The following is a 24,046-nucleotide window of genomic DNA, read 5'->3' on the forward strand; positions in this document are numbered from 1 at the left end:
TTACTTCACCTCTCCATTTTTCAAAAATATAGAAGCATCGCCAGCTTTATCTGTTAATTTACCATTTTTCATAATTCCCATCTTTTCTAACCAAGCTTCAAACTCAGGGATAGGTCTTAAGCCAACAGTTTCTCTAATTGCTTGTGCTTCATGGTAACCAGCAGACTGATAATTAAGCATAATATCGTCACCAACAGGTACTCCAATTAAATAGTTACAACCAGCATTTGCTAAGAGTACACCTAATCTTTCTAAATCATTTTGATCTGCTTTCATGTGGTTTGTATAGCAAACATCTACACCCATTGAAATACCACTTAATTTACCCATAAAGTGATCTTCTAAACCAGCTCTAATCATTTGTTTACCATCATATAAATATTCTGGTCCAATAAATCCTACTACTGTGTTAACAATAAATGGATCAAATCTTTTAGCAAGACCATAACATCTAGCTTCCATAGTTAACTGGTCTGCTCCAAAGTGAGCATCTGAAGAAAGTTCTGCTCCCTGACCTGTTTCAAAATACATTACATTAGGACCAGTTGCAGTACCTTCTTTTAAAGCAAGCTGTCTTGCTTCTTCAATTAAATCTGCAGTTACACCAAAAGCTTCATTTCCTTTTTCAGAACCAGCAATACTTTGGAAAATTAGATCAGCTGGTGCTCCAGCTTTAATTGCCTTCATCTGAGTTGTCATATGTGCTAAAACAGATATTTGGGTTGGAATTTCCCATTCTCTTTTAAATTCATCAAATTTATTTAAAATAGTAGTAACACTACTCTGACTATCATCAACAGGGTTTAAACCTAAAACTGCATCTCCTGCACCATAAGAAAAACCTTCCATCATTGAGGGAATAATTCCATCAATATTATCTGTTGGGTGATTAGGCTGTAATCTAAAAGATAAAGTTCCCGGCTTACCAATAGTAGTATTACAATGAGCTGTAACTACTATCTTCTTAGCACCATAAATTAAGTCAAGATCAGACATTAATTTTGTTACTGCTGATACTATCTCACTTGTTATACCACGACTGATTCTTCTAATATCACTTCCATTAACCTCATCACTTAAAATCCATTCTCTTAGTTCAGAGACAGTCCAATTTTTTATTTCACCATATATTCTTTCATTAACATCATCCTGAATGATTCTAGTTACTTCATCTTCTTCATAAGGAACAACAGGATTATTTCGAAGGTCTGCTAAGCTTAGATTTGCCAAAACTGTTTTAGCTGCAATTCTTTCAGTTACAGACTCAGCTGCTACACCTGCTAATTGATCTCCAGATTTTATTTCATTAGCTTTACCCAGCACCTCCTTTACACTATCAAACTGATAAACATCGCCAAATAATTTACATTTTAATTTCATATTCTCAAACACTCCTCATTTTATTATTTGCCAAAAATTAAAGTCTTAATTATTACTGGCACTACTTTTCCTTTAGCCAAGGGTTTACCAATATCAATATAATCGCCATTATTTACTTTAATCCCATCTAAAGAGATAACATCTTCTTTTTGACCCAAAAGACGATTAATTGTCTGCCCTAAAACTTTAGCAGCATCATTTTCTAAAATTATAATTAAAGGAAGTTTATTTGAAATAATAGTATCCATTCCACTAACTATAATTTTGGCTAATTCGGTAATTTCTTTAAAAGAAAAATTGCTTTTTCCTTTTAAAGCTAGAGCAACTGGCTGTAGTTCTTCTTCTAAATCAAACCAATCAAGTTTTTTCTTGATTATTTCAACTAAATCAGCTGGCTTATTTGCTTCTTCTTTAGCTGTGATTTTCAAGATCGGAACATTCTTAAGCGGAAACACATCTCCATTATAAGTAATAGTACTACCGCTAATATCAGTAGTATGACTCCCAGCTCCTACTACTGTAGCTCTAATTGTCTCTTCTGCTTTTACTATTTTATAATCTTGGTAAAGTGGAGAGTGAGTTATTTGTTGGGCCAAAAGTATACCAATATCATTAAAAGCAAAGATGTTTTCTTCTGGCTCAATTTCTTGGCCTATATAATCAGCTACTCCTCCAGAAAATGAGATATAATCTGGCTCAATTTTCTGGCTTAAACCGTGATTAGTTATTAAGTACTGATAAAGGTCACTTTTTTCTTCTGCAGCAACTGTTTCGACTAAGATTGCTGCCATTTTTTCGGTTATCTTCTTCAGCTCAGACTGTTTTAATTGAGTATTTTCTTTAATTTTAATCCCAATTTCAGCAGCTAACTTTTTGATTTTTTCGGCTACATAAATTATTTGATTATCTTGATCAAATTTAATTAAACGACCACCAATATCTAAACAAGTTGTATCAATAATCTCACCTGAATCAAAAACGGCTATGTTTGTAGTACCACCTCCTATATCAAAATTAATAACTATTCTATTTTCTTTTTTTGATAACTGGGCTGCTCCTGCTCCTTTACCAGCAATAATAGATTCTAAATCTGGACCAGCAGTTGCTACCACAAAGTCTCCTGCTAAATCACTAAGCTGCTCAGAAATCAAGCTAGCATTCTTTTTTCGAGCTGTTTCACCAGTTATAATGACAGCTCCAGTACTAACTTTTTCTTTATCAACTCCGGCCTCTTTAAATTCTTTTTCCACAATTTCTTTTATCTTTTCACCATTGATTTCAGTTTGAGAAATTAAAGGGGTAAAATAAATATCACTTTTATAAATAACTTTTTTATCAATAATATTAATTCTAGGGACGGTAAATCCTGAAGCCATATTTTCTAAAGTTATTTCACTAAATATAACTTGAGTTGTTGAGGTACCAATATCAATGCCAACACTTAAAATTTTATCCAAGTTCTCACCTCCAAATTTAACTAGGGTTTTAACTTTTTTTATAAAAAATAGGCCAGCTTAGGATAACATCTAAACATAGTTATCCCTAAACTGGCCCCATTGCCTTTGCAAAACACTTCATCGTGTTTTGTCATTATTTATTTGTTAATTTTATAATTTAAATTAAATTTCATTTTTAAAATCAAAAACAATTTTAGTGCCTTGTTGACTAGATTCCAAATCTAAATGCCCATCTAATTTATCAGCAACAATTGTTTTAACAATTTTAAAACCTAAACGATTTTTTTTGATTTTTTGAATATCGAAACCTATACCATTATCAATAATTGAAATATTAGAATAATTGTTACCATGATAAATTTTAACTTTAATTAAGCCATTTTCCTGTTTTTCAAAAGCATGTTTTAAAGAATTTTGCAAAAGCTCATTGACTACTAAAGCAATTGAAGTTGCTTTTTCAGAATCAACAATAAAATTATCTCCTAATAATTTAATCCTAATATTTTTCTGTTCATTCAAAAAATAAGCAGATGTGTTTTCAATAATTTTATTTAAAATACTTTTAATACACACTTCATTTATTTCATTTTGCGAAAGTATATCATGAGTAACTGCAATACTTAAAATTCGATTAATACTTACGATTAAAGCCTGTCGACCTTCTTCATTATCCACTCGACGTGCTTGTAAACGAAGCAGACTAGCTATCATCTGCAAATTATTTTTTACTCGATGATGAATTTCTTCTAAAGCTACTGATTTTAAAACTAATTTTTTTTCTTTTTTCTTAACCTCAGTAATATCCTTAATCAACATTACCAAACCAGCAATTTGCTTTTCACCATACATCATAGAATAATTAACTTTTAAAATCATATTACTTAAACTAACCTCAAACGTTTCGGTTGAATTTACCTCAATTGCTAACTCTCTAAACTGCTTTTTGCCAAGAGTTATATTATTAAAGTGCATTCCTTTAATCTTATCTTTATAACCGAGATCAGAATATAATTTTTGGGCAACTGTATTGGCATATTTAGCATAACCTTGATTATTAAAAATAATAATTGCATCATTAATATAATTAGCAATCACATCTTCAGATTCATCTAGTGAGAGCAAATCTGAAAGCTGTTCTGTTGTTTCGGTTAAAATTTCCATCTGCTTATTCTTTTTAATATCAGCTGTAATATCGCGCTCCATAATTAAAACTGCTATTATCTTACCTGCTTCATTTTTTATTGGTTCTACGTTTTGCTTTACTTTTTTATTTTCCTGAGTCAAAGCTTTTAAATCTCTAGTAGCGACTCCTGTTTCCATTGTTCTAACAGCAGCTGGCTCGTTAGTTCTAATTGCTAATTCACCAACAACAGATCCCTTATAATTCGAAATAGTTTTTGCTCCCCGTGGTTTTGCCTCAGCTACAACTAAGATAGCATCAGGATCATCAATTGGACAATCAATAAAAACATCAGCTTTAACTAAATTAGCAATTCTCGGTAATTGCTCAGCCAATTTTTCTAACTGTTCAATATCTTGTTTACTAAGCCGAGTCTGCTCTTGACAAAGCTTTCTTAGCATATTATTCACCCATGCAATTACTATTTATAATAATCACATGCGCTATCTCCTTCATTGAACAGCGTTTATCCATACTTAATTTTCTGATTTTATTATATGCTTCTTCTTCTGAGAGGCCATCAGAATCCATTAAAATCCCTTTGGCCCTACTAATTAATTTTCTTTTTTCTAACTTGCTTTTTAAAGCCTTTATATTTTCTTTGATATTGATCATTTCTTCGCCTTTAGCAATGGCAAGTTCTATTACAGGTAATAAACTTGCTCTATCTATTGGTTTAACTAAATAACCCATTATACCTACCTCTTTTGCCTGACTTATAAAATTTTTATTACTATATGCCGTTAAAAATACTATTGTTTCAGCTAACTCTTCTTCTTTAATTATTCTAGCTGCCTTAATCCCATTTAGAAGTGGCATTTTAATATCAAGTAGAGCAAGATCAGGTTTGTGTTGACGACAAGCTTCAATAGCATCAAAACCATCCGAGACTTCAGCTACCACATTGTAACCTTCCTCAGTTAAAATCTCTGAGATATCCATGATAGTAATAGGTTCATCATCGGCTATTACTATTTTCTTCCCCATAGTTTTCCCCTTTCTTACCTAGTTCATTTTATTTTTAAATATTTTTTTAAATATTTTAACCCTTCTTGACTTATAGAGCTAATCTTGAAAATCTTATTAACCCCGGCTCTTTTTAAACTTTTTTCTGCGTTTTCCAGATCAGCATTTTCTTTATCTATTTTACTTATAACTCCAAAAACCTCCTGATTAAAAGTTTTAGCGAAATTAGGCGGAAATACACTACCTCTATCAGTAGCATCTTGCACCAAACCAATTTTCTGACATTGATCTACTGAAGAAATGATAGCACTATAATAACGCCTGCTTTCTATATATTCACCGGGTGTATCTATAAAATCTGGATAATATTCCATTGCTTGTGTTTTATTATACCTTATTTCTTCCGAACTTAAAAACTGAATTAAAGTAGTTTTACCACTACCACTTTTTCCAATCAACATTGCTTTTTTCATTTAAATACTCACCTATTATTATGTCCGAGTAATTTTAGCTGGTGTAAAATCAAGTATATTTTCTAAAATATTCATGATTTCCACAACTGATGACTCTACACTTGCTACATCTCCAGTAATTACCAAAGAACCACTAAATCGATCTATAAATCCTATTTCTATTCCAGCTGCCTTTGTAGCAACATCAGCTGCAATTATTGAAGCTTCACTGGGAGTGATAGTCAAAATTCCTATTGCATCATTTACCTGATCAACTAGCCCCAATTTTTGATAAATACCCTCTTGAGGATTAGCAATTATATGTGCTAACGTTACCTGTTTACCAGGGACAAATTCTTGAATTATCCTCTGTTTTTCTACAACTTCTTTTTTTTCTCCCATAAAAACCCCTCCATCTAAAAACTATTCCTTAAAATAGTAAAAGCCTGTATAAAAAGGACATGAATATCCCTTTTCTACAAGCTTCTTTGCTTTATAGTTTAAATCACACACCATTGTGTAATCACTTATTAATTTTTCTTAAAAAAATTGTATCACAAGTAACAAATAAAAGCAAGAGCAAAAAATAATCTTCTGAATAACAAAATAATCTCTGCTATAAAAATGATAAGTTACGTTTATCTATATTAGAACATTAGAACAATTAGCTCTAATACTCCAACTTAAATTCTTTCTGTTTAAAATATTAGAGCTAAGCTCTTGCACAATAGCATAACTATTTCATTTGGATTAAGTAATCTATTTAAAAATAATTTATATCTTTTTGTTCTTCTAATCTGTCTGTTGCAGGTGGTGGAGTAATAGACAGTTCTGTTATTTCATTTCTCCATTGCTCAGTCATTTCTATATCAAGTGCTCCGAGAGATCCTTCTAATTGTTCTAAATTGCGGGCTCCTATAATCGGAGCAGTAATAACCGGATTAGACATCACCCAGGCTATTGCTAAAGAAGCTGGCACAACACCTTTCTCTTCAGCATGATTGCTGAAATCTTCCGCAATTTGATAATATTCTTTTAACCCATAGCGGGCTGCATAATCTTCTCTTTCTACTAATCTTCCTTTATCTGGTCTCTTAGCTTTACCATATTTGCCGGTTAAAAGTCCGCCACCTAAAGGACTGTAAGAAACAACTCCTAAATTTTCTGCCTCAGCCATTGGTAATATTTCAACTTCTGCCTGCCTTTTAGCAAGATTATACATTGGCTGTACACATTCAAAACGAGCCAAACTTTCCCTTCGAGAAACTCCCAAAGATTTTTCTATCTGCCAGGCTGCCCAGTTGCTGACTGCTGGATATAGTATCTTACCTTCTTTAACTAAATCATCCATTGTTCTTAAAGTATGAATCATATCTGTTTTAGAATCAAAACTATGTACAAAATAAAAATCTATCCGATCAGTCTGTAATCTTTTTAAACTTTTTTCTACGCCTAATTTAATATGACGTCGAGAAAGTCCTTTTGCATTAACATCTGAAGCAGTTTTTCCAAAAATTTTAGAAGTGATAACTAATTCATCTCTACAATTATTTTCCCTCATAAATTTACCTAATAATTCTTCAGAGCGCCCCTCATTATAAACATCTGCTGAATCAAAAAAGTTAATTCCTCGCTCAAGTGCGGCTTTAAACATTTTACGAGACATTTTTTCATCAGCAATTCCACCAAAAGGCATTGTTCCAAAACAAAGTGGAGAAACCTGGACCCCTGTTTTACCAATAGTACTATATTCCATTATTTACCCCTCCCAATTTACTAATTACTATTACCATTATATTCAATTTGATCTTTGATTACAAATTATTCTCTTTTTAATTTTTTAATAATTATTTTTTAATTACTTCATTTGATTTTCTAACTTTTTATACTTTATATTATTTTAATAATCTTAAAAATTATGCTATGATATTAATATATTAATTATGCAAATAAACTAGTTGCCTAACTTTTAGCATTTATAAAAAGGAGAGATTACTATGTTTTTTGATTATCACCTGCACTCACATTTTTCAGCTGATTCAGGTATGAAAATGGACGACCTCTGTCAGGCTGCTATATTAAAAGGCTTAGATGAAATAGCTATTACTGACCATCATGATATTGATTATCAAGATAACAAAATAGAGTTTTTAATAGACAAAGATAAATATTTAAAAGAAATAGAAAAAATGCAGAAAAGATATGAAGGTGAGTTGGTTATAAAAAAAGGCATAGAAATGGGGATTCAGTCTCATATTCTTCAAGAATGTGATAACTATCTGGCTAATAATTTTGACTTTGTTATTGGGTCTTTTCATACTGTTGAAAAATCTGACTTATATAATGGCGATTTTTTTGAGGGCTACAGTCAATGGGAAGCTTATATTAAATATTTAAAAGCTGTACTTAAAGTAGTTAAAGAATATGATAACTATAATGTTATCGGCCACCTGGATATTATTCGTCGTTATGGCAATTTTGAAAAGCAGCCAGACTTGATGGAAAATAACGAAGCTGCAGGGTTAATTAAAGAAATTTTAAGAATGATAATAAAAAAAGAGCGGGGCTTAGAGGTAAATACATCTGGTTACCGAATTGATGGCAAAAACCCACTCCCCAGTTTTGATATTTTAAAACTCTATTATAAACAGGGAGGAAAGATTTTAACTATAGGTTCTGACAGCCATAAAACTGCCACCATTGCTCAAAAATTTGATTTTACAGTTTCCAAACTTAAAAAAATTGGATTTAAGTATTTAACAACTTTCAAAAACATGAAACCTAAATTTCACAAAATATAAAATCGCAGGAGATTTAACTCTCTCCTGCAAGACTTTTTAACAATTTTGCTGTATCTTCTGGATCTCTAAGATAATATTCTGCTTCTGTATTTAAATCATCTTCATTCTGGACATAGATTGTGATTCCATCTTTTAAAACTTTAAAAGCATCTTCATCAGTCCGATCATCCCCAATATAAATTTTTAAAACCTCATTTATATCTGATTTCTCTCTGATCTGATCACTAATATAATTAACAGCTTTTCCTTTATCCCAGCCCTTAGGCCTGATTTCTATAACTTCCCGGCCAGAAAGCAAATGATAGGCTGTGTTTTCAAATAAAGCTTTCAAATCTTTTTCTGCTTCAGCCTGCTTCTTTTCAGAATCAAAATGCAGGGCCAGCCCAAAATTTTTGTCTTCTAAACGCACATCTACCGCCTTTAAATATTTTTCTTTAGTCATTTGATAATTTTTTTTGCTTAAAACATCAATCTCTTTATTCTGATGTGGGATAATTATTCCATCTGCAAAAGACATCTCGATTTCTAAACCATGACTGCCTGCATAATGACATCGATTTAAATCAATCATCTTTTTTAACTCACTTAATTTTCTACCTGAAATCAGACTCATATGAATTTTTTTATTTTCTGCCAACTTTTTTAAGCTAGCTTCTACTTCCGGTAAAACAAAGGCAGAAAGAGGATCAGCTTTAAAAGGAGCCAGAGTCCCATCATAATCAAGAAAAAGCAGAATATCATCTGCTCTTTCTATTCGTTTTTTAACTTTACTTAACTGCTTATTTGCAAGAATAAATTTTTTATTCATAACAATCAAGCCACATTTCAATGAAATGATCTCGCCACCAGTTAATATCATATTTCTTAAGAGCAGCTTGAGCAGTCTGCACTCGCTCTTTCCTATCTTTTTCGGGCATTTCAAGCCCCTGATAAATACTATCAGCTAAAGCTTCAACATCATAGGGGTTTACTTTTATTGCACTATCTAAGTATTCAGCTGCTCCAGCAAACTCAGAAAGCAAAAGCACTCCTGAATCCTGTACTGCCAGATATTCTTTGGCCACCAGGTTCATCCCATCTATCGAAGCTGTAATTAACCCTAAGTCAGCTGCATTATAATACGGTAACAGCTCATCCTGAGGGACAGAACCATAGAAATATTTAATCGGCTGCCACTCATCCTCTTGATATTTACCATTGATTTCTCCAACCATTTTCTCAATACTATCTTTCATCTGCTGATACTCTTCAATTCCTGTCCTACTGGGAGCAATTCTTTGAACAAAAATTACTTTACGCTGATATTCGGGATATTTTTCAAAAAATCTACGAATAGCTTCCAGCCTTTCTTCAATCCCTTTTGTATAATCCAGGCAATCAACTGCAAAAACAAGCTTTTCGGTATTATAATTTTCTTTAATTGTTTTTGATTTTTCAAGATATTCCTCGTCCTGAGAAAGTCCGTGCATTCGCTGATAATCAATGCCCAGAGGGATATTTTCTACCCTAGTCTTTGAGCCTTGATAATAAACTTCTCTGGCAGAAAAATCAACTTCTGCCCCTATTTTTTTGGCACAGTTTAAGAAATTGTAAACAAAGGAATCAGTGTGAAAACCCAAAAAATTGGTCGACAGCATTCCTTCTAAAATTTCCTGACGCCAGGGTATAGTTCTAAACGCTTCCCAGGCAGGCCAAGGGATATGCCAAAATAGTGAAGTTTTAGCATCACTTCCTGATAGAAACCCAGGAACTAATGCTAAATGATAGTCATGAATCCAGACTAAATCATCTTCCTCGAGCTCTTCCATAATATTATCAGCAAATTTTTTATTCACCTTTTTATAACTATCCCAGTATTCTTTTTTAAAATTGGCCTTAGAGATAAACGTATGGCAGATCGGCCACATTACCTCATTTGAAAATCCGCAATAAAATCCATTTTTTTCTTCTTCACTTAGTTTAATTCTCTTTAATGTATAACCGTTATCATCAGGTACTTTAACTTTATTTTCCTGATCAACTACTTCAAAATCAGCTTCACCTCGGCCCCAGGCAATCCAGAGTCCATCGTCTTCCTGCATCATCGGGTCCAGTCCGGTTGTTAGGCCTCCTACAAGTTTTTCTTGCTTTATTTCCTGATTCTGATATATATGTTTATATGGTTCCCCATTGGAAACAAGAACAAGTCTATTTTGCTTTAATTCTGCTCCCATAATTATTACCTCCTATTTTGTGTACTTATCTATTCTCTTATTATAACATAACAAATTATGAAAGTAATTAAAGTAATTATTTAACAAGCTCGAGTTGAACTTGGTTTCGATTTTCAATTAGATCAATAAATTCCGTGACCAACAGAGGATCAAATTGAGTCCCTGCACATTTTTTAATTTCGTTTAATGCTGCTGCTGCAGAACTTGCTTTTTTATATGGTCTCTCATGAGTTATAACATCATATGTATCCACAATAGAGATGATTCTAGCCAAATATGGTATTTCTTCTTTTTCTAATCTTCTAGGATAACCCCTGCCATCCCACCTTTCGTGATGTGCTAAAATTATATTAGCTACATTTTCTAGAGCTGGCATTGATTTAATTATTCTGTACCCTATGTTAGTATGTTCTTTAACCTTTTTGTATTCGTCCTCAGTCAAAGCTTCTGGTTTATTTAGAATATAGTCAGCAATAATTATCTTGCCTATATCATGTAAACGAGCAGCAATTTTCAATTCGTCAATCTGATAAATAGGAATTTTCAACTTCTCTGCCAATTTAACAGAGAGCAGCTCCATTCGGCGAGCATGAGCTACAGTTTCTCCTGTTTTTTCTCCCAGCATTCTCTCAAAAGCAGAAAAAATTTCAAATTTAAAACTACCAGTTCCAGAAATCTTATTTCTGTACATTCTATCATTTGCAAGCTGATAAACGTCAGTAAGTTTCTGTTCTTTAGTTGATCTGGAGGCTATCCCAAGCGCCAGTGTCATTTTTTGATATTTTTCATTGAGATAATTGTAATTTTTTGTGATTTCTTCTGAAATTTTCTCTGCTTTTTTAATATCACTTTTCGGAAGTAAAATAACGAATTCATCTCCACCACTTCTTGCTACTATGTCATTTATTTCGCAAAAAGAACTTAATATTTCTGCTGTTTTCCTAATAAATAAATTACCACGTTCATAACCCTGGTTCTTATTTATTTTCTTTAGATTATTTAAATTTCCCAGAATAATACTAAATGGATATAGCTGTTTTTGATCAAATTCTTTTATTTTCTTTTCGAAATAATGGCGATTATAAATTTCTGTCAGTTGATCACGATATTGATTTATTTTTATATTATGCATATCCCTCACCTCATAACTTAAGTCATTTCAAAAGGTCATTTAAGGGGACATCCAGAGCCTTAGATATTTTTTCTAAGCTTTTTAAGGAAGGACTCTGTAGTCCATTTTCAATATTACTTAAAAAAGATTGGGCAAGCCCAGCTCTCGCCGCTAATTTTAGCTGAGTTAGCTCTCTTTCTTTTCGGAACCTTTTGATTTTTCTTGCTAATTTTGCTGACATAATCTCTCCTCCCTTAATAATATATTAACTATATATTATATTATCACTATAATGAACTATATTCAATGATTATAATGGTTATAATGTCTATTAACAGATAATTTTTATTATTTTAAAAATTAAAATTAGAAAATTAAGTTTTTTACTATTTTTTGTCAGAAATAACTGGTATAATAGTATTAAATTATCATTATAGTGATATAATATATATTGCAAATTTTGAAATTATTAGAAGATAATATTTTGTAGGGAGGTATTTATTATGAATATCGGAAAGCGTTTGAAAAAATATAGAAATCAGAGGGGTTTAAGCCAAAAAAGATTATCTAACCACACCGGTATCAGCCAGTCATTTATCAGTTCCATTGAGTCCAACAAACAGTCACCCACAATTACAACCTTAGAAAGGATCTGTAGAGCTCTTGGAATCACAATTGCAGCTTTTTTTTCTGAACCGAATAATGCTGTTCCTGATTCATTGAGACCTCTGCTTGATAATGCTAGACAATTAAGCCCAACCCAAAGAGAGAATCTAAGTCTTTTTTTGGAAAGTTTAAATAAAAATGAATAAAACTTACATAAAAGCTCTCAGGATAATTAATCTTACTGAGAGCTTTTCTCTGTTCCATAAATTTAACCAGAAATCTTGTTAAATCTTAATATGAATGAATCAGACTATTAAACATCAAATTCTTCACCAATTTCTATAATCTTAGATTTGCATCCAATCTGTTCAAATTTGCTGGATAAACCCTTGGCCTGCAGCAATTCCTGCCTTTCTTCCGGATCATAATGATATGGTATTGCCATTTTAGGATTAAATTTAATTACTTTTTCTAGATAATCAGAAAAATGATCGTTGAAACAGGCTGTAAATAATAACTTTATCTCTTCATCTGGATCCGGATAATCAGCAGCATCTGCTGTCTGATAAAGACCCTTATAAAAATAAGCTACAGAGCCTTCTGAGTTGTAACAATCAACATCTAAGACCTTTATCTGATCTTCGATCAAATCTCCAGCTTGTACAACTTCTCCTTCAATATCAAATTTATTGTAAACTGATTGAGGTGCATAAATTTTTGTTTCATTATTGCTAACTGCTGCAAGATCATCTAAATTAATATGATCATCATGCTCATGTGTAATCAGTACGATATCTGCCTCAAAATCAGCTTCAATTTCAAAACTGGGATCAATTACAATTTTTTGCTCAGCATCAACCAACAAAGCTGAATTACCTAACCACTTAACTTTGATAATAATCATCTCCTATTGCTTTAATTATTGATAACTATCTTAATTTTAGCATAGATTGTTTAATAAATAAAATAAGCCCCCTCAATTAAGAAGGGGCCACTATATTTAACTAAGCAAATTTTAAGTATTTAATTCTCTAACATGAATTTCGTCTCCAGCAGCTACTTTTTCTCCTATTTCAGAAGTTATTGTACTACCACTAGGAATCTTTTTATTATCAAAATCCTCTACACCAACATAAGAGAAAATTCTACAATTTCTACCGATGGTTGTTCCCTCTGGTATTGTAGCTCTTTTAGCAATTACATTTAAACCATTTTCCAATAGATCAGGCTCATCTTTGTTTGGGGTTAAATCATCACCATAACCAATTTTACAATTAGCCATAATCTCAACTTCTTTATCAATTATAGCCTTTTCTACAACAGTATTACTTCTAATTACTGTATCATTAAAAATAATTGAGTCTTTAACAACAGCACCTTCCTCAATATATACCCCAGGACTAATAATAGAATTTTTAACTACTCCATTAACTATAGACCCATTAGAAATCAAACTCTTAGAAGCAGATGCATCTTTACCAAATTTAACAGGTGGTTTTTCTTCACTTCTGGTGTGCAGTTTCCACTCATCATTATAAAGATTAAGACTTGGAATTGGATCAGTTAATTCTAGACTACTTTCCCAGTAGGCAGCAAGTGTGCCTACATCTTTCCAATAATCATCAAACTCATAAAGATATACACACTCTTTTTCAATCATTGGTGGTATAATATGATGTCCAAAGTCTGAATCTTCTTCAGTACAGTATTTTTCTAGAACTTCTAGTAAAACTTCTTTTTTAAAAACATAAATGCCCATTGAAGCTAAGTTACTGGGTGGATTTTCAGGTTTTTCCACAAAATCTGTAATTCTCATTTCATCATTATAATCTAAAATACCAAACCGATTTGCATCCTCATATGGAACTGGTTGAGCAGCTATAGTTAAATCTGCATCTTTTTCTTTGTGGTACTCAACCATTTTGCTATAATCCATCTCATACACATGATCACCGGATAAAATAACTACATCATCTGGATCTTTACTCTCAATAAAACTCATATTCTTATAAATTGCATGAGCTGTTCCTTCATACCAATCAGTTGATCCTGGTTTGCCTCTAAAAGGCTGTAAAATTGTAACTCCACCCATTCTGCGATCTAAGTCCCATGGTTTTCCAATACCTATATGATTGTTTAAGGATAATGGTAAATACTGAGTCAAAACCCCAACATTATAGATACCAGAATTAACACAGTTACTTAAAGCAAAATCAATAAGTCTAAATTTACCTGCAAATGGTACACTTGGTTTAGCTCTGTGTGCTGATAAAATATCAAGTCTAGTTCCACGCCCACCGGCCAAAATCAATGCTAATGTTTTCATAGAATACCCCCTATTTCTTAAAAACTATATATTTTTCTACATCTCATATTTATATATTAGGCAAAATTAGGTAAAACCCTTTATTTTTCTGTTGAATTTTTAATAATTTAATGCACAATTATCTATTTCCTTAATTTTCTAAAATTAATAGTTTGTCACTATCATTTATGCTATAATATTATTATAGAAGGAAGGTGTCTTTGATGCAAATAATAACTATTTCAAGGCAAACAGCAAGTGGTGGTGAAGAAATTGCTAAAGAATTATCTAACCGTCTCGGCTTACAATTAATTGACCGCCAATATGTTTTAGAAAACTGGCTGCCTGAAGTTGCTGATGAACATCAGCTGCATATGCTGGAACAAAGCTCTAAATTTTATACTAAAATATTAAATCCAGATGCCAAAAAAAATGAACAAATTAGTTTCGCCGACTATATTGCTCAAAAATTAAAGGGAAAATCTGAAACTACAGATCTACTTATTTTAGGATTAGGATCTCAAATAATTTTTGAAAATAATCCTTATGCTCTTCATTTTAAAATAGTTGCTTCTGAAGAATACCGCTGTCAGCAGTTAAAAAAAAATTATGGGCTGCATCATGATGAAGCCGCTAGAGAGCTTGAATTAGCAGACCGCAAACATCGACGTTATGTTTGGAGAATACATAATCAGGACTGGGAAAAAACAACTCTTTATCACCTGACATTAAATAGAGATGGCCTTAACTTAGAAGATAGTTTATCTGTTATAATGAATATTGCTGATCTAAAAAAAGAAAACCCTCAGGCACTAATTAATAATAAAGAAGTCACCGAAAAAACAGTTGAAAATAAAAGTCAAAGAAATTTTGGTCATGAAAGTGAGAAAGAATTTGCTAAAATACTGGATATGCATCATATTGAATGGGAATATGAACCCAGTGAATTTCCTTTAGAATGGGATCCAGAAGGGAATGTAATTATGGCTTTCAGACCTGACTTTTATTTATGCGAACATGATACGTATGTTGAATTAACAACTATGAAACAAAAATATACAACTGAAAAAAATAAAAAAGTTAGATTACTGCAGGAATTATATCCACATATTAAAATAAAAATTGTTTATAAAAAAGATTTCGAACAACTAGCGGAAAAATTTGACCTTAATGGGAGTGAAAAATAAATGAATACTCAAAATTTAGAAAAAATACTCATTTCTGAAGAAGAAATTTCTAACAGAATTAATGAATTAGCAGCACAGCTGAACAAAGACTTTAAAGACAAAGAAGTAATATTAGTCAGCATTTTAAAAAGTTCCCTTTATTTTATGACAGATCTCAGCCGCAAGCTCAAATTTCCAATTAAACTTGATTTTTTAGAATTAAACCATTATGCAGATGAAGATAATTCTGGGGTAATTAGAGTAACTAGAGATTTGGAATTTAGTATTTCTGGGAAAAATGTTATAATTATTGAAAATATTATTAGAACCGGTTTAACTCATAGTTATTTATTAAAAAATCTTAGTGCTCGTAATCCCAAAAACATAAGCATCTGTACTCTTCTCCATATTTCAGATAATAAGCTTTTGGATTTGCCTGTTCATTATACTGGATTTGAAATTGAAGATAAATTTGTAGTAGGATATGGGCTTGATTATAAAGAAAAATATAGAAATTTAGCATATATTGCAGAGTATAAAGAAAATCCTCAGTCCTAAGATTAACTGAGGATTTTACTTGTTTTACTTTAATTTATTTAATTCTGTTTCAATTTTTTTCATAGCTGTACTTGCTTTTTCTTTAATAAATATTTCTGTTATATCATCCGTAAAATTAGACTTTTTAATATTAATTTCTACTATTTTAGCACCTTTACTGTTGGCAACTACAGGAATTAACGAGGCTGGCTGAATTTCTCCAGTTGTACCAATTATAATAAACAGCTCTGCTTTTTCCGCTTCTTGAAAAGATAACTTTTCTTCACGTTCTGGTATAGCCTCACCAAAAAAAACAAAATCAGGTTTTAAAACATCACCACATTTTTTACATTTTGGAGGCAGTTCTGATAATAGTTTTTCATTAACAGAATATTTTTCTCCACACTCAGTACAAATTAAATTACGGGAATTACCATGAAATTCAAATACATTTTTACTCCCCGCATTCTGATGAAGATTATCTATGTTTTGAGTAATCACCGCTTTAATATATCCATCTTTTTCTAATCTAGCAATAACTTTATGTGCCTCATTTGGCTCAGCTTTACCAAAATAGTCATAAAATATTTCTTTAATCGTATCCCAGCTTTTTTCTGGATGTTTATAAAAGTTTTTAAGATCTAAAATGATTGGATCATAATCATTCCAGAGACCATTTTCACATCTAAACGGAGGTACACCACTTTCGACTGAGACCCCAGCACCAGTAAAAACTGTTGTATGTTTAGAATTCTTTATAAGCTCAGCTACTTTTCGGTATTTATTCATATTCTTCACCTCATAAGTATTATACCATACTTTTTAACTGAATATTAGTTAATATTATGAATAATTTGTTTAATCTAAAAAATAATCTTTATCATCTTCAAAAGTTCTCATGAATTTAACAGCTTTTTTGCTAATTTCAAAAAATTCTCCCTGCTGTCTTTCACGAAAGTAACTGCTCTGCTTAAAGCTAACAAAATTATTTTCATCAATCTGATATATTTCCATCAGGCTCCAGCCCCATTCAAACACATTTCCTATTTCTTGTCTAAATATTTTTTTAGAGTTTAGAATCTGCTGTACAGGATAATTGCTGTGGTTAAAGGGCTTTACTTTTTCATCACTATTATAAGTTATTAATTTCTTAATATCTGCTTTGTTGGTATCGATTAATCTTTCAAATTTTATATGTTCTTTATGTTTTTCAACTGCTTCTATTTCTTTTTTGTTTAAATAATGCAGATTAAAATCATATAATACTTTCATCTTAAAATAGATATATTCTTTTACATCAGAAAAGCGTCCTTTAACTTTTTTAACCGGATAACTTACAGCTTTTCTTTGTTTTAAATTATCATCTTTATTATTTTTTAATAATAGAATAATATCTCCTATAACTGCAGAATCTTTAACCTCATTTTTACTTAATAAAAGCTCATCATTTTTATAGCCTAATAAACTACTTATTTTTATTTTGTTATCTATATCTTTGATTACATATAAATTAACTTGATTTAATAAACTCATATTCTTCACCTCGAATTTAATTATATCAAACCACAGAAAAAGATAAACCCCGGCATTTAAGCCAGAGTTTAATAATAAAGTTGATTTAAGTTTATAATTTAATTTCAATTATCTAATAAATTACCTAATATCTTTTTTTCTGCGAATAATGCATTAGTACCTCCTGTATGCCAGAACAAAAGATCAGAACCCTTTTCAATTTTTTCTTTTTCTAAATAATCAATCATTCCCGCTGCTGCTTTTCCAGTATAAACTGGATCAAGGAAAATACCTTCATTTTCCGCAAAAATCTTTACTGCCCGATTGGCTTTAGTTGATGGAATTTCATATCCCTCACCCACATAATTATTATTAACTATTATATCACTGCCCTCTAATTCAAAATCAATATCTAAAAGATTTAAAGCTGCTGTGGATAACTCAGCTACTTCTTTTAAATAACTTTCATCTTTATGACTTACATTAATCCCATTGACTTTAAGATCATCACTTATAAATTTATTAACAGCTGTTAAACCAGCAAGAGTTCCACCGGTACCAGTTGCATGAAAAATGTTTTTAAAATTCAAGTCTTTCTTAAATTCTTGTGCTTTCATTTCTAGATAAGCATTAACAAATCCTAAAGTACCACGAGGAGAGGCTCCTCCTGGAGGAATTAAATAATAATCATCTTCATTTTCAGAAATTTCTTGAGCATATTTTTTAGATTCCGCTTTAGCTCTATACATCGCTTCAAATTCATCTTCATTTTCTTTAAAATCAATGATTTGAATTTCAGCTCCGAGGATTTGATCAAGTAAAATATTAGCCTTAGGATCTGAAATTCCTTCACCAATAACATCAACCAAATATAATATAGGGTTTAAATTATATCTACGGCAGGCAATAGCTGTCTGTAATGCATGATTGGACTGAGTGGCTCCATAAGTAAAGATGTTTTTTGCACCCTGTGCTAAAATTTCGCCAAATAAAAATTCCAATTTTCTTATCTTATTCCCACCAAAAGTACTAAAACCACTTAAATCATCTCTTTTTAAATAAATATTTACACCATATTGAGCTGAAAGATTCTCCAATTTATATATTTGAGTCGGGAAGAACCCCAATTCAGCTCTTTCTATTCTATTAATTTTATCTTTTACTATCTGATATTTTTTTAAATTATACATAAATTCACCCTTTTCATTTACTCATTCTTTTTTAAATTTATTAAGTCAAAATATTTATTTTTAAAAGTTAATTATAATCATTGAATAAGCTAATCAAATATTAAAGCCCGTAAATGATCTCTTGTTTATATTCTGATTTATTGCTTTTTCTTAGTTCTTTTAATAATTTAGCTGTAAATTTTTCTAAATCATAATTTTCTACTTCAGTCAAATCAATCCATTTATATGACTGAGCTTCTTCATTTAAAATTACATCTTTCGAATTACTACGGCAGATATAATCAACAAAAATAAAATGCTTTTTATTTTGAAATGATTCAGAATAGATACTCTCATTAATAGCTAGTAGTTCAATATCAAAAATATCCAGTCCAGTCTCTTCTTTCACTTCTCTTATTAAAGCTGCTTCCATACTTTCTCCAGCCTCAATATGACCACCCGGAATTACATATTTGTGGTTCCATTTGTTTGATTTGCAGATTAAAACTTTATCTTCGGAATTTAAAATAACCGCACCCACTGTAGCTTCTGGATATCTCATCTTATTCTCCTATAATTTTGACTAAAACTCTTTTTTCTCGCTGACCATCAAATTCACCATAAAAAATTTGCTCCCAGGGCCCAAAATCAAGTTTACCCTCTGTTACAGCAACAACTACCTCACGCCCCATAATCTGTCTCTTTAAATGAGCATCAGCATTATCTTCAAATCCATTATGAGCATACTGTGATATTGGCTCATGAGGAGCTAGTTCTTCCAACCATTCCTTATAATCTTGATGCAGACCACTCTCATCATCATTAATAAATACACTGGCAGTAATATGCATTGCATTAACCAGGCATAAGCCTTCCTGAATACCACTATCTTTTAAAACTCCTCTGACCAGATTAGTAATATTGATCAGTTCAACTCTCTCATCTGTGTTAAAGTATAGATATTTTCTGATTGATTTCATTTAATCCACTCCCTCTTTAAATTGAATTAGTCGTGTTAAACTTTTCTATTCTTTAAAAGTTCAAAGCAAATATTACTGCAGCTCCAAAAGAAATTAAAGGCGCTATAACAGTAACTATGTAGTAATCAAAATAACTTTCTCTAAATTTAAGACCAGTATAGGCAAGCATTGCCAGGTAAGAGCTGTTATGAGGTAGTGTATCTAAACCAGTTGAAGCAATAATTATAATCCTATGTAGTTTTTCTGGATCAACTAACTGAACAATGTTTTCCCCAACTGTACTTAGTGTTAAAAGTATTCCACCAGATGCACTTCCTAAGAGTCCAGCTGCAATATTTGTAATTAAACCAACTAATAAATAAGGATGCAAAGGTAAATTTAATAAAGTCTCCAGAAAATTTTTAAATACTGGTAATGAAGAAATAACTTGCCCAAAACCCATTGCAGAAGCAGCAAACATCAATGGTAAGACTGCATTAGATATACTATCATTTAAAATTTTAAGCAATTCTATTTTTCTAAAGTTTTTAATTATCGAAACTATAACTCCTAAAAATAAAGCCAGCAATGGATCTTTTGATAAAACAGCAAGTAATATAAAAACTGTTAATAAAGGAAGCATTGCTGTAATAAATTTGATCAACTTAGCCAGATCAGGCTTCTTCAAAACACTTTCATTTGTCTTCGCGTTACTTTCAGCCAGAAATGAAATACTTCTGTATCTTAAATATAAAATAGCTGCTGCTGCTCCAGTTGAAATACTAACTAATCCTAAAGCTAGACCAGCTAAAGCAGAAGTGTTTAGATAATCCATCATGATTAAATTATGAACCTGGGGACTTCCTGGTAAAGGAAGTCCAACAACCACAGTTCCACCTGCTATTGCAGCTAAAATAAGAGACCTTGGTAAATTAGCTTCTTCAAAAACAGATTTAGCTATTGGATAAATAGTAAAAATTAATACAAATCCAGAAATTCCACCCAGTGATAAAAGTGCACTAGCAAAAAAGATACCTACTGCCGCATATCTGTATGATAAAACATCTAAAACAAATTCACCAATAGAAGCAGCATCATCAGATTCTTCCATTATTTTCCCTAAAATCGCACTCAATAAAAATATAAACAAATAATCCTGAACAAAAGCAGCAAAACCAGGTAAATAGTGGATATTCAGGATTTCTAAAATATTTAAGTTGTTCAAGTATAAAATTACTATAGATGAAAGTGGTGCAGCAATCACTATACTAACTTTTAGAATAATGAGGGTAATTAGAATAACAAATCCAATCCCAATACTTAACAAAGTTATTCTCCTTTCAAAACAACAGAATAAAAAACCTATCAGGATTAAAATATCATGATAGGTTAAAACTCAACTATTAATTAAAGAGTAATAATCTGGTATCCCTGCTCTGTAAAAGCTTCCATGGAAGGATGTCCACTCATATCTCCCTTTAAAGGAATATCAGTACTCTGATTATATTCCAGTACACCAAGAATGGCTGAACAAGCTTTACAGATGCAGTCAATTAATCCTCTTTCCTTTGCTTTAAAATAATGTTTGTTCTTAGACTCTTCTAATTTTTGAACTAAAGTTACTGCTTCACCTTCAATAATTATTTTAGCTTCCTTACCTTTATCAGCTAGATCTAAAGCATTAAGTAAGATATGCTGAAAACACATCATATTACCATTGAAAGCAAAAAAAGCAAATTTATTCATTTTATACACCTCCACTTTAATATAATTCTCTATTTAATTATAAAACCCTTTAATTGAAAAGTTAAAATATCTGTTAAAATTCTATTAAAATGGAAAAGGCATCTATTAGTAACTAAAATAAATTTAGCAACAATAAATGCCTTAAAAATCTATTTAATTATAAATGATTATCTAGCTTACAATTGCTTTTGTGTCTTTAGCAATTACTAACTCTTCATTTGTTGGAATAACCATAGCTTTTACTGTAGAATCACTGGTTGTAATAATTTGTTCTTTACCACGAATATCATTGGCGTTTTTATCAATTTTAATTCCCATGTATTCTAAACCTGCAAGAATTTCTTCTCTAGTTTCAATTGCATTTTCACCAATGCCAGCTGTAAATACTACTGCATCTACTCCACCCATAGCAGCAGAATAAGATCCAATATACTTTTTAACTCTATAATTAAAGATATCTAATGCTACCTGAGCTTGATTATTTCCTTCATCAGCAGCTCCTTCAATATCCCTCATATCACTGCTAACTCCAGATACTCCATAAAGACCACTTTCTTTATTTAGTACACTATCTATTTCTGAAGTTGTCATATCTTCCTTATCCATGATAAATGGTACAATTGCTGGATCAATATCTCCACATCTTGTTCCCATTACTAATCCTTCAAGTGGAGTAAAGCCCATACTTGTGTCTATAGATTCACCATTTTTTACTGCAGCAATACTTGCTCCATTTCCTAAATGACAGGTGACAATTTTAAGATCGTTAATATCTTCATCCATCATCTCAGCAGCTCTATTGGCTACATAACCATGAGAGGTACCATGAAATCCATATCTTCTGACTCCATATTTTTCATAGTATTCATAAGGTAGAGCATAAGTATATGCTTCTTCTGGCATAGTTTGATGGAAAGCTGTATCAAATACTGCAACCTGAGATGTTTCAGGCATTAATTCTTTACAAACTTCAATCCCCATAAGATTTGCTGGATTATGAAGTGGGGCTAAATCAGAAATATCTTCGATTTCTTTCATCACTTCATCATCAATTAGAGTAGAGTGCGCAAATTTTTCTCCCCCATGAGCCACTCTATGACCAACTGCTTTAATTTCATCCATATCTTCTAATACACCGTGTTCATCAGAAAGAAGTGTCTCAATTAATAATTCTATTCCTTCTTTATGAGTTGGTATTTCATGCTCAATTTTAATATCTGTACCTTCTTTTGTTTCATATTTCAAAAATGAATTTTCAATACCAATTCTTTCAATAATTCCCTCAGCTAAAACATCTTCATCTCTCATATCAAATAATTTATATTTTAAAGATGAACTTCCACAGTTAATAACAAAAATTTTCATTAATATCACTCTCCGGTTGCTTTAATAAAACTAAATAATATACATGGACATATAAATATTAATTTTATTAACAATTAAGTTTCAAATTTAGCAATTAATTTTTCTAAATGTGAGGCTTTTTCAGTTAGATTGGTAGAAATAGATGATAGTTCTTCTACAGAAGCAGTTTGTTCTTCACTAGACGCAGCAACTTCCTGAGCTGAAGCTGAAGTTTTTTCTGCTATATTAGAAATATTTTCTGCATTTATAGCAATTTCTCTACTATGCTCAAAATTAGCTTCTATTATTTTTGAAGTCTTTTCCATACCTATATTAACTCTAGAAATTTTATTAGTTATAGAATCGAACGTTGAATTAACTGAATTAACAAGTTCTTCGCCATCAGAAATTTCTTTTTCACTAATTTCCATTTCATCTCCTACAATTTCTGTTTTTTTAGTTACTTTATCAATCAATTTTTTGATTTGATCAGCTGAACTAGATGATTCTTCTGCTAAATCTCGTATTTCATCTGCAACTACTGAAAATCCTCTACCAGCACTTCCAGCTCGAGCAGCCTCTATAGCAGCATTTAAAGCAAGTAAATTAGTTTGATCTGCTATACTATCTATTATTGCTATAATACTCCCAATTTCATTTGATATATCTTCTAATTCTTCAATATCTGCTCCTACATTTCTGATAGAAATAATAATATTATCCATTTGTTCATTTAGCTTTGTCATCTTTTGCTGGCCTTCAACAATAACGTCATTCATTTCGTTTGACAAACCTTCAACTTCATTACTAGTATTTGTTAAGTTATTTAAACCACTACTAAATTTTTTTATTTTATCTGATACTTGCTCAACATTTTTAGACTGTTTTTCAGCCCCAATAGCAACTTCTTGAATAGATATTGCTACCTGTTCTGAAGTTTCTCCAACCTCTTTGGAACTTGCTTCTAAATGTGAAGCAGTTTTTAGTACCTCTTCTGAAGTATTCATCATATTATTTACTAAATTTCTTAACTCTTTTATCATCTTATTAAAAATATTGGCCATTGTACCAAGTTCATCATTTCTATCCAGCTCTAGAGATACATTTAAATTTCCATTGGCAACTAACTCTATTTTCTCTCC

The 24,046-nt window shown here is 31.3% G+C and carries 26 protein-coding genes; 4 read left to right on the top strand and 22 right to left on the bottom strand.

Features of this window, described 5'->3' with window-relative positions:
* The 7 genes from CI949_RS01710 to CI949_RS01740 form a co-directional block, all read right to left on the bottom strand.
* The gene (locus CI949_RS01710; protein ID WP_073159456.1) at window positions 1-1,380 is read right to left on the bottom strand and encodes an ethanolamine ammonia-lyase subunit EutB; all 1,380 of its coding nucleotides are present in this window, start codon (window positions 1,378-1,380) and stop codon (window positions 1-3) included.
* A 23-nt stretch (window positions 1,381-1,403) separates the two neighbouring features.
* Complete coding sequence (gene eutA / locus CI949_RS01715) at window positions 1,404-2,837, bottom strand: ethanolamine ammonia-lyase reactivating factor EutA (protein ID WP_089719867.1); 1,434 nt, start codon at window positions 2,835-2,837, stop codon at window positions 1,404-1,406.
* A 162-nt stretch (window positions 2,838-2,999) separates the two neighbouring features.
* Complete coding sequence (locus CI949_RS01720) at window positions 3,000-4,418, bottom strand: sensor histidine kinase (protein WP_089719868.1); 1,419 nt, start codon at window positions 4,416-4,418, stop codon at window positions 3,000-3,002.
* Window position 4,419: 1 nt separating this feature from the next.
* Complete coding sequence (locus tag CI949_RS01725) at window positions 4,420-5,004, bottom strand: ANTAR domain-containing response regulator (RefSeq protein ID WP_089719870.1); 585 nt, start codon at window positions 5,002-5,004, stop codon at window positions 4,420-4,422.
* A gap of 23 nt (window positions 5,005-5,027) precedes the next feature.
* The gene (gene eutP, locus CI949_RS01730; protein WP_089719872.1) at window positions 5,028-5,456 is read right to left on the bottom strand and encodes a EutP/PduV family microcompartment system protein; all 429 of its coding nucleotides are present in this window, start codon (window positions 5,454-5,456) and stop codon (window positions 5,028-5,030) included.
* Between the two features lie 18 nt (window positions 5,457-5,474).
* Complete coding sequence (locus tag CI949_RS01735) at window positions 5,475-5,837, bottom strand: BMC domain-containing protein (RefSeq protein WP_089719874.1); 363 nt, start codon at window positions 5,835-5,837, stop codon at window positions 5,475-5,477.
* Between the two features lie 361 nt (window positions 5,838-6,198).
* Entirely contained in the window at window positions 6,199-7,191 is a 993-nt protein-coding gene (locus tag CI949_RS01740) for an aldo/keto reductase (protein WP_073159446.1), read from the bottom strand.
* A gap of 241 nt (window positions 7,192-7,432) precedes the next feature.
* Here CI949_RS01740 and CI949_RS01745 point away from each other — a divergent pair, with 241 nt between their 5' ends.
* Entirely contained in the window at window positions 7,433-8,236 is an 804-nt protein-coding gene (locus tag CI949_RS01745) for a histidinol-phosphatase HisJ family protein (protein WP_073159444.1), read from the top strand.
* A gap of 13 nt (window positions 8,237-8,249) precedes the next feature.
* On the opposite strand, the gene otsB is transcribed toward CI949_RS01745, so the two are convergent.
* The 4 genes from otsB to CI949_RS01765 form a co-directional block, all read right to left on the bottom strand.
* Window positions 8,250-9,044: a trehalose-phosphatase gene (gene otsB / locus CI949_RS01750; protein WP_089719876.1), complete on the bottom strand. Its 795-nt coding sequence runs from the start codon at window positions 9,042-9,044 to the stop codon at window positions 8,250-8,252.
* Window positions 9,037-10,449 (bottom strand): trehalose-6-phosphate synthase, encoded by a 1,413-nt coding sequence (locus CI949_RS01755; RefSeq protein ID WP_089655414.1) that lies wholly within the window; start codon window positions 10,447-10,449, stop codon window positions 9,037-9,039. The genes otsB and CI949_RS01755 overlap by 8 nt, the downstream gene beginning before the upstream one ends.
* 76 nt (window positions 10,450-10,525) lie before the next feature.
* Entirely contained in the window at window positions 10,526-11,581 is a 1,056-nt protein-coding gene (locus CI949_RS01760; RefSeq protein ID WP_073159439.1) for an HD domain-containing phosphohydrolase, read from the bottom strand.
* 22 nt (window positions 11,582-11,603) lie between these two features.
* The gene (locus tag CI949_RS01765; protein WP_073159437.1) at window positions 11,604-11,801 is read right to left on the bottom strand and encodes a helix-turn-helix domain-containing protein; all 198 of its coding nucleotides are present in this window, start codon (window positions 11,799-11,801) and stop codon (window positions 11,604-11,606) included.
* Window positions 11,802-12,063: 262 nt separating this feature from the next.
* Here CI949_RS01765 and CI949_RS01770 point away from each other — a divergent pair, with 262 nt between their 5' ends.
* Entirely contained in the window at window positions 12,064-12,372 is a 309-nt protein-coding gene (locus CI949_RS01770; RefSeq protein ID WP_073159435.1) for a helix-turn-helix domain-containing protein, read from the top strand.
* A 107-nt stretch (window positions 12,373-12,479) separates the two neighbouring features.
* Here CI949_RS01770 and CI949_RS01775 read toward each other — a convergent pair whose 3' ends face one another.
* A complete protein-coding gene (locus tag CI949_RS01775) occupies window positions 12,480-13,070 on the bottom strand; it encodes an MBL fold metallo-hydrolase (protein ID WP_073159433.1) in 591 nt (196 codons plus the stop codon).
* Window positions 13,071-13,181: 111 nt separating this feature from the next.
* Window positions 13,182-14,492, bottom strand: coding sequence for a glucose-1-phosphate adenylyltransferase (locus tag CI949_RS01780; protein WP_073159431.1), 1,311 nt, complete (start codon window positions 14,490-14,492; stop codon window positions 13,182-13,184).
* Between the two features lie 203 nt (window positions 14,493-14,695).
* Between CI949_RS01780 and CI949_RS01785 the strand changes: the two genes are divergently transcribed.
* A complete protein-coding gene (locus CI949_RS01785) occupies window positions 14,696-15,658 on the top strand; it encodes a cytidylate kinase family protein (RefSeq protein ID WP_073159430.1) in 963 nt (320 codons plus the stop codon).
* Entirely contained in the window at window positions 15,659-16,195 is a 537-nt protein-coding gene (gene hpt, locus CI949_RS01790) for a hypoxanthine phosphoribosyltransferase (RefSeq protein ID WP_073159427.1), read from the top strand.
* Between the two features lie 24 nt (window positions 16,196-16,219).
* On the opposite strand, the gene CI949_RS01795 is transcribed toward hpt, so the two are convergent.
* From CI949_RS01795 to CI949_RS01835, 9 genes are all read right to left on the bottom strand, one after another.
* The gene (locus tag CI949_RS01795) at window positions 16,220-16,963 is read right to left on the bottom strand and encodes an NAD-dependent deacylase (protein WP_089719878.1); all 744 of its coding nucleotides are present in this window, start codon (window positions 16,961-16,963) and stop codon (window positions 16,220-16,222) included.
* A 69-nt stretch (window positions 16,964-17,032) separates the two neighbouring features.
* On the bottom strand, window positions 17,033-17,707 hold the full coding sequence (locus CI949_RS01800; RefSeq protein ID WP_073159423.1) for a hypothetical protein: 675 nt from the start codon (window positions 17,705-17,707) through the stop codon (window positions 17,033-17,035).
* A 104-nt stretch (window positions 17,708-17,811) separates the two neighbouring features.
* Window positions 17,812-18,876 carry a 1-aminocyclopropane-1-carboxylate deaminase/D-cysteine desulfhydrase gene (locus tag CI949_RS01805; protein WP_073159420.1) on the bottom strand — a complete coding sequence of 355 codons (1,065 nt, stop codon included), beginning with the start codon at window positions 18,874-18,876 and terminating at the stop codon, window positions 17,812-17,814.
* Window positions 18,877-18,976: 100 nt separating this feature from the next.
* On the bottom strand, window positions 18,977-19,417 hold the full coding sequence (locus tag CI949_RS01810) for an NUDIX domain-containing protein (RefSeq protein ID WP_073159418.1): 441 nt from the start codon (window positions 19,415-19,417) through the stop codon (window positions 18,977-18,979).
* A gap of 1 nt (window position 19,418) precedes the next feature.
* The gene (locus CI949_RS01815; RefSeq protein ID WP_073159416.1) at window positions 19,419-19,835 is read right to left on the bottom strand and encodes a secondary thiamine-phosphate synthase enzyme YjbQ; all 417 of its coding nucleotides are present in this window, start codon (window positions 19,833-19,835) and stop codon (window positions 19,419-19,421) included.
* Window positions 19,836-19,887: 52 nt separating this feature from the next.
* A complete protein-coding gene (locus CI949_RS01820; RefSeq protein ID WP_073159414.1) occupies window positions 19,888-21,141 on the bottom strand; it encodes a GntP family permease in 1,254 nt (417 codons plus the stop codon).
* Between the two features lie 80 nt (window positions 21,142-21,221).
* Window positions 21,222-21,560 carry a cytoplasmic protein gene (locus CI949_RS01825; RefSeq protein ID WP_089719880.1) on the bottom strand — a complete coding sequence of 113 codons (339 nt, stop codon included), beginning with the start codon at window positions 21,558-21,560 and terminating at the stop codon, window positions 21,222-21,224.
* 171 nt (window positions 21,561-21,731) lie between these two features.
* Window positions 21,732-22,925: an acetate/propionate family kinase gene (locus tag CI949_RS01830; protein WP_073159410.1), complete on the bottom strand. Its 1,194-nt coding sequence runs from the start codon at window positions 22,923-22,925 to the stop codon at window positions 21,732-21,734.
* 74 nt (window positions 22,926-22,999) lie between these two features.
* Window positions 23,000-24,046, bottom strand: a 1,047-nt coding sequence (locus tag CI949_RS01835; RefSeq protein WP_290762541.1) for a methyl-accepting chemotaxis protein, incomplete at its 5' end; no start/stop codon positions are given.

The sequence above is a fragment of the Halanaerobium sp. genome, assembly GCF_003070835.1.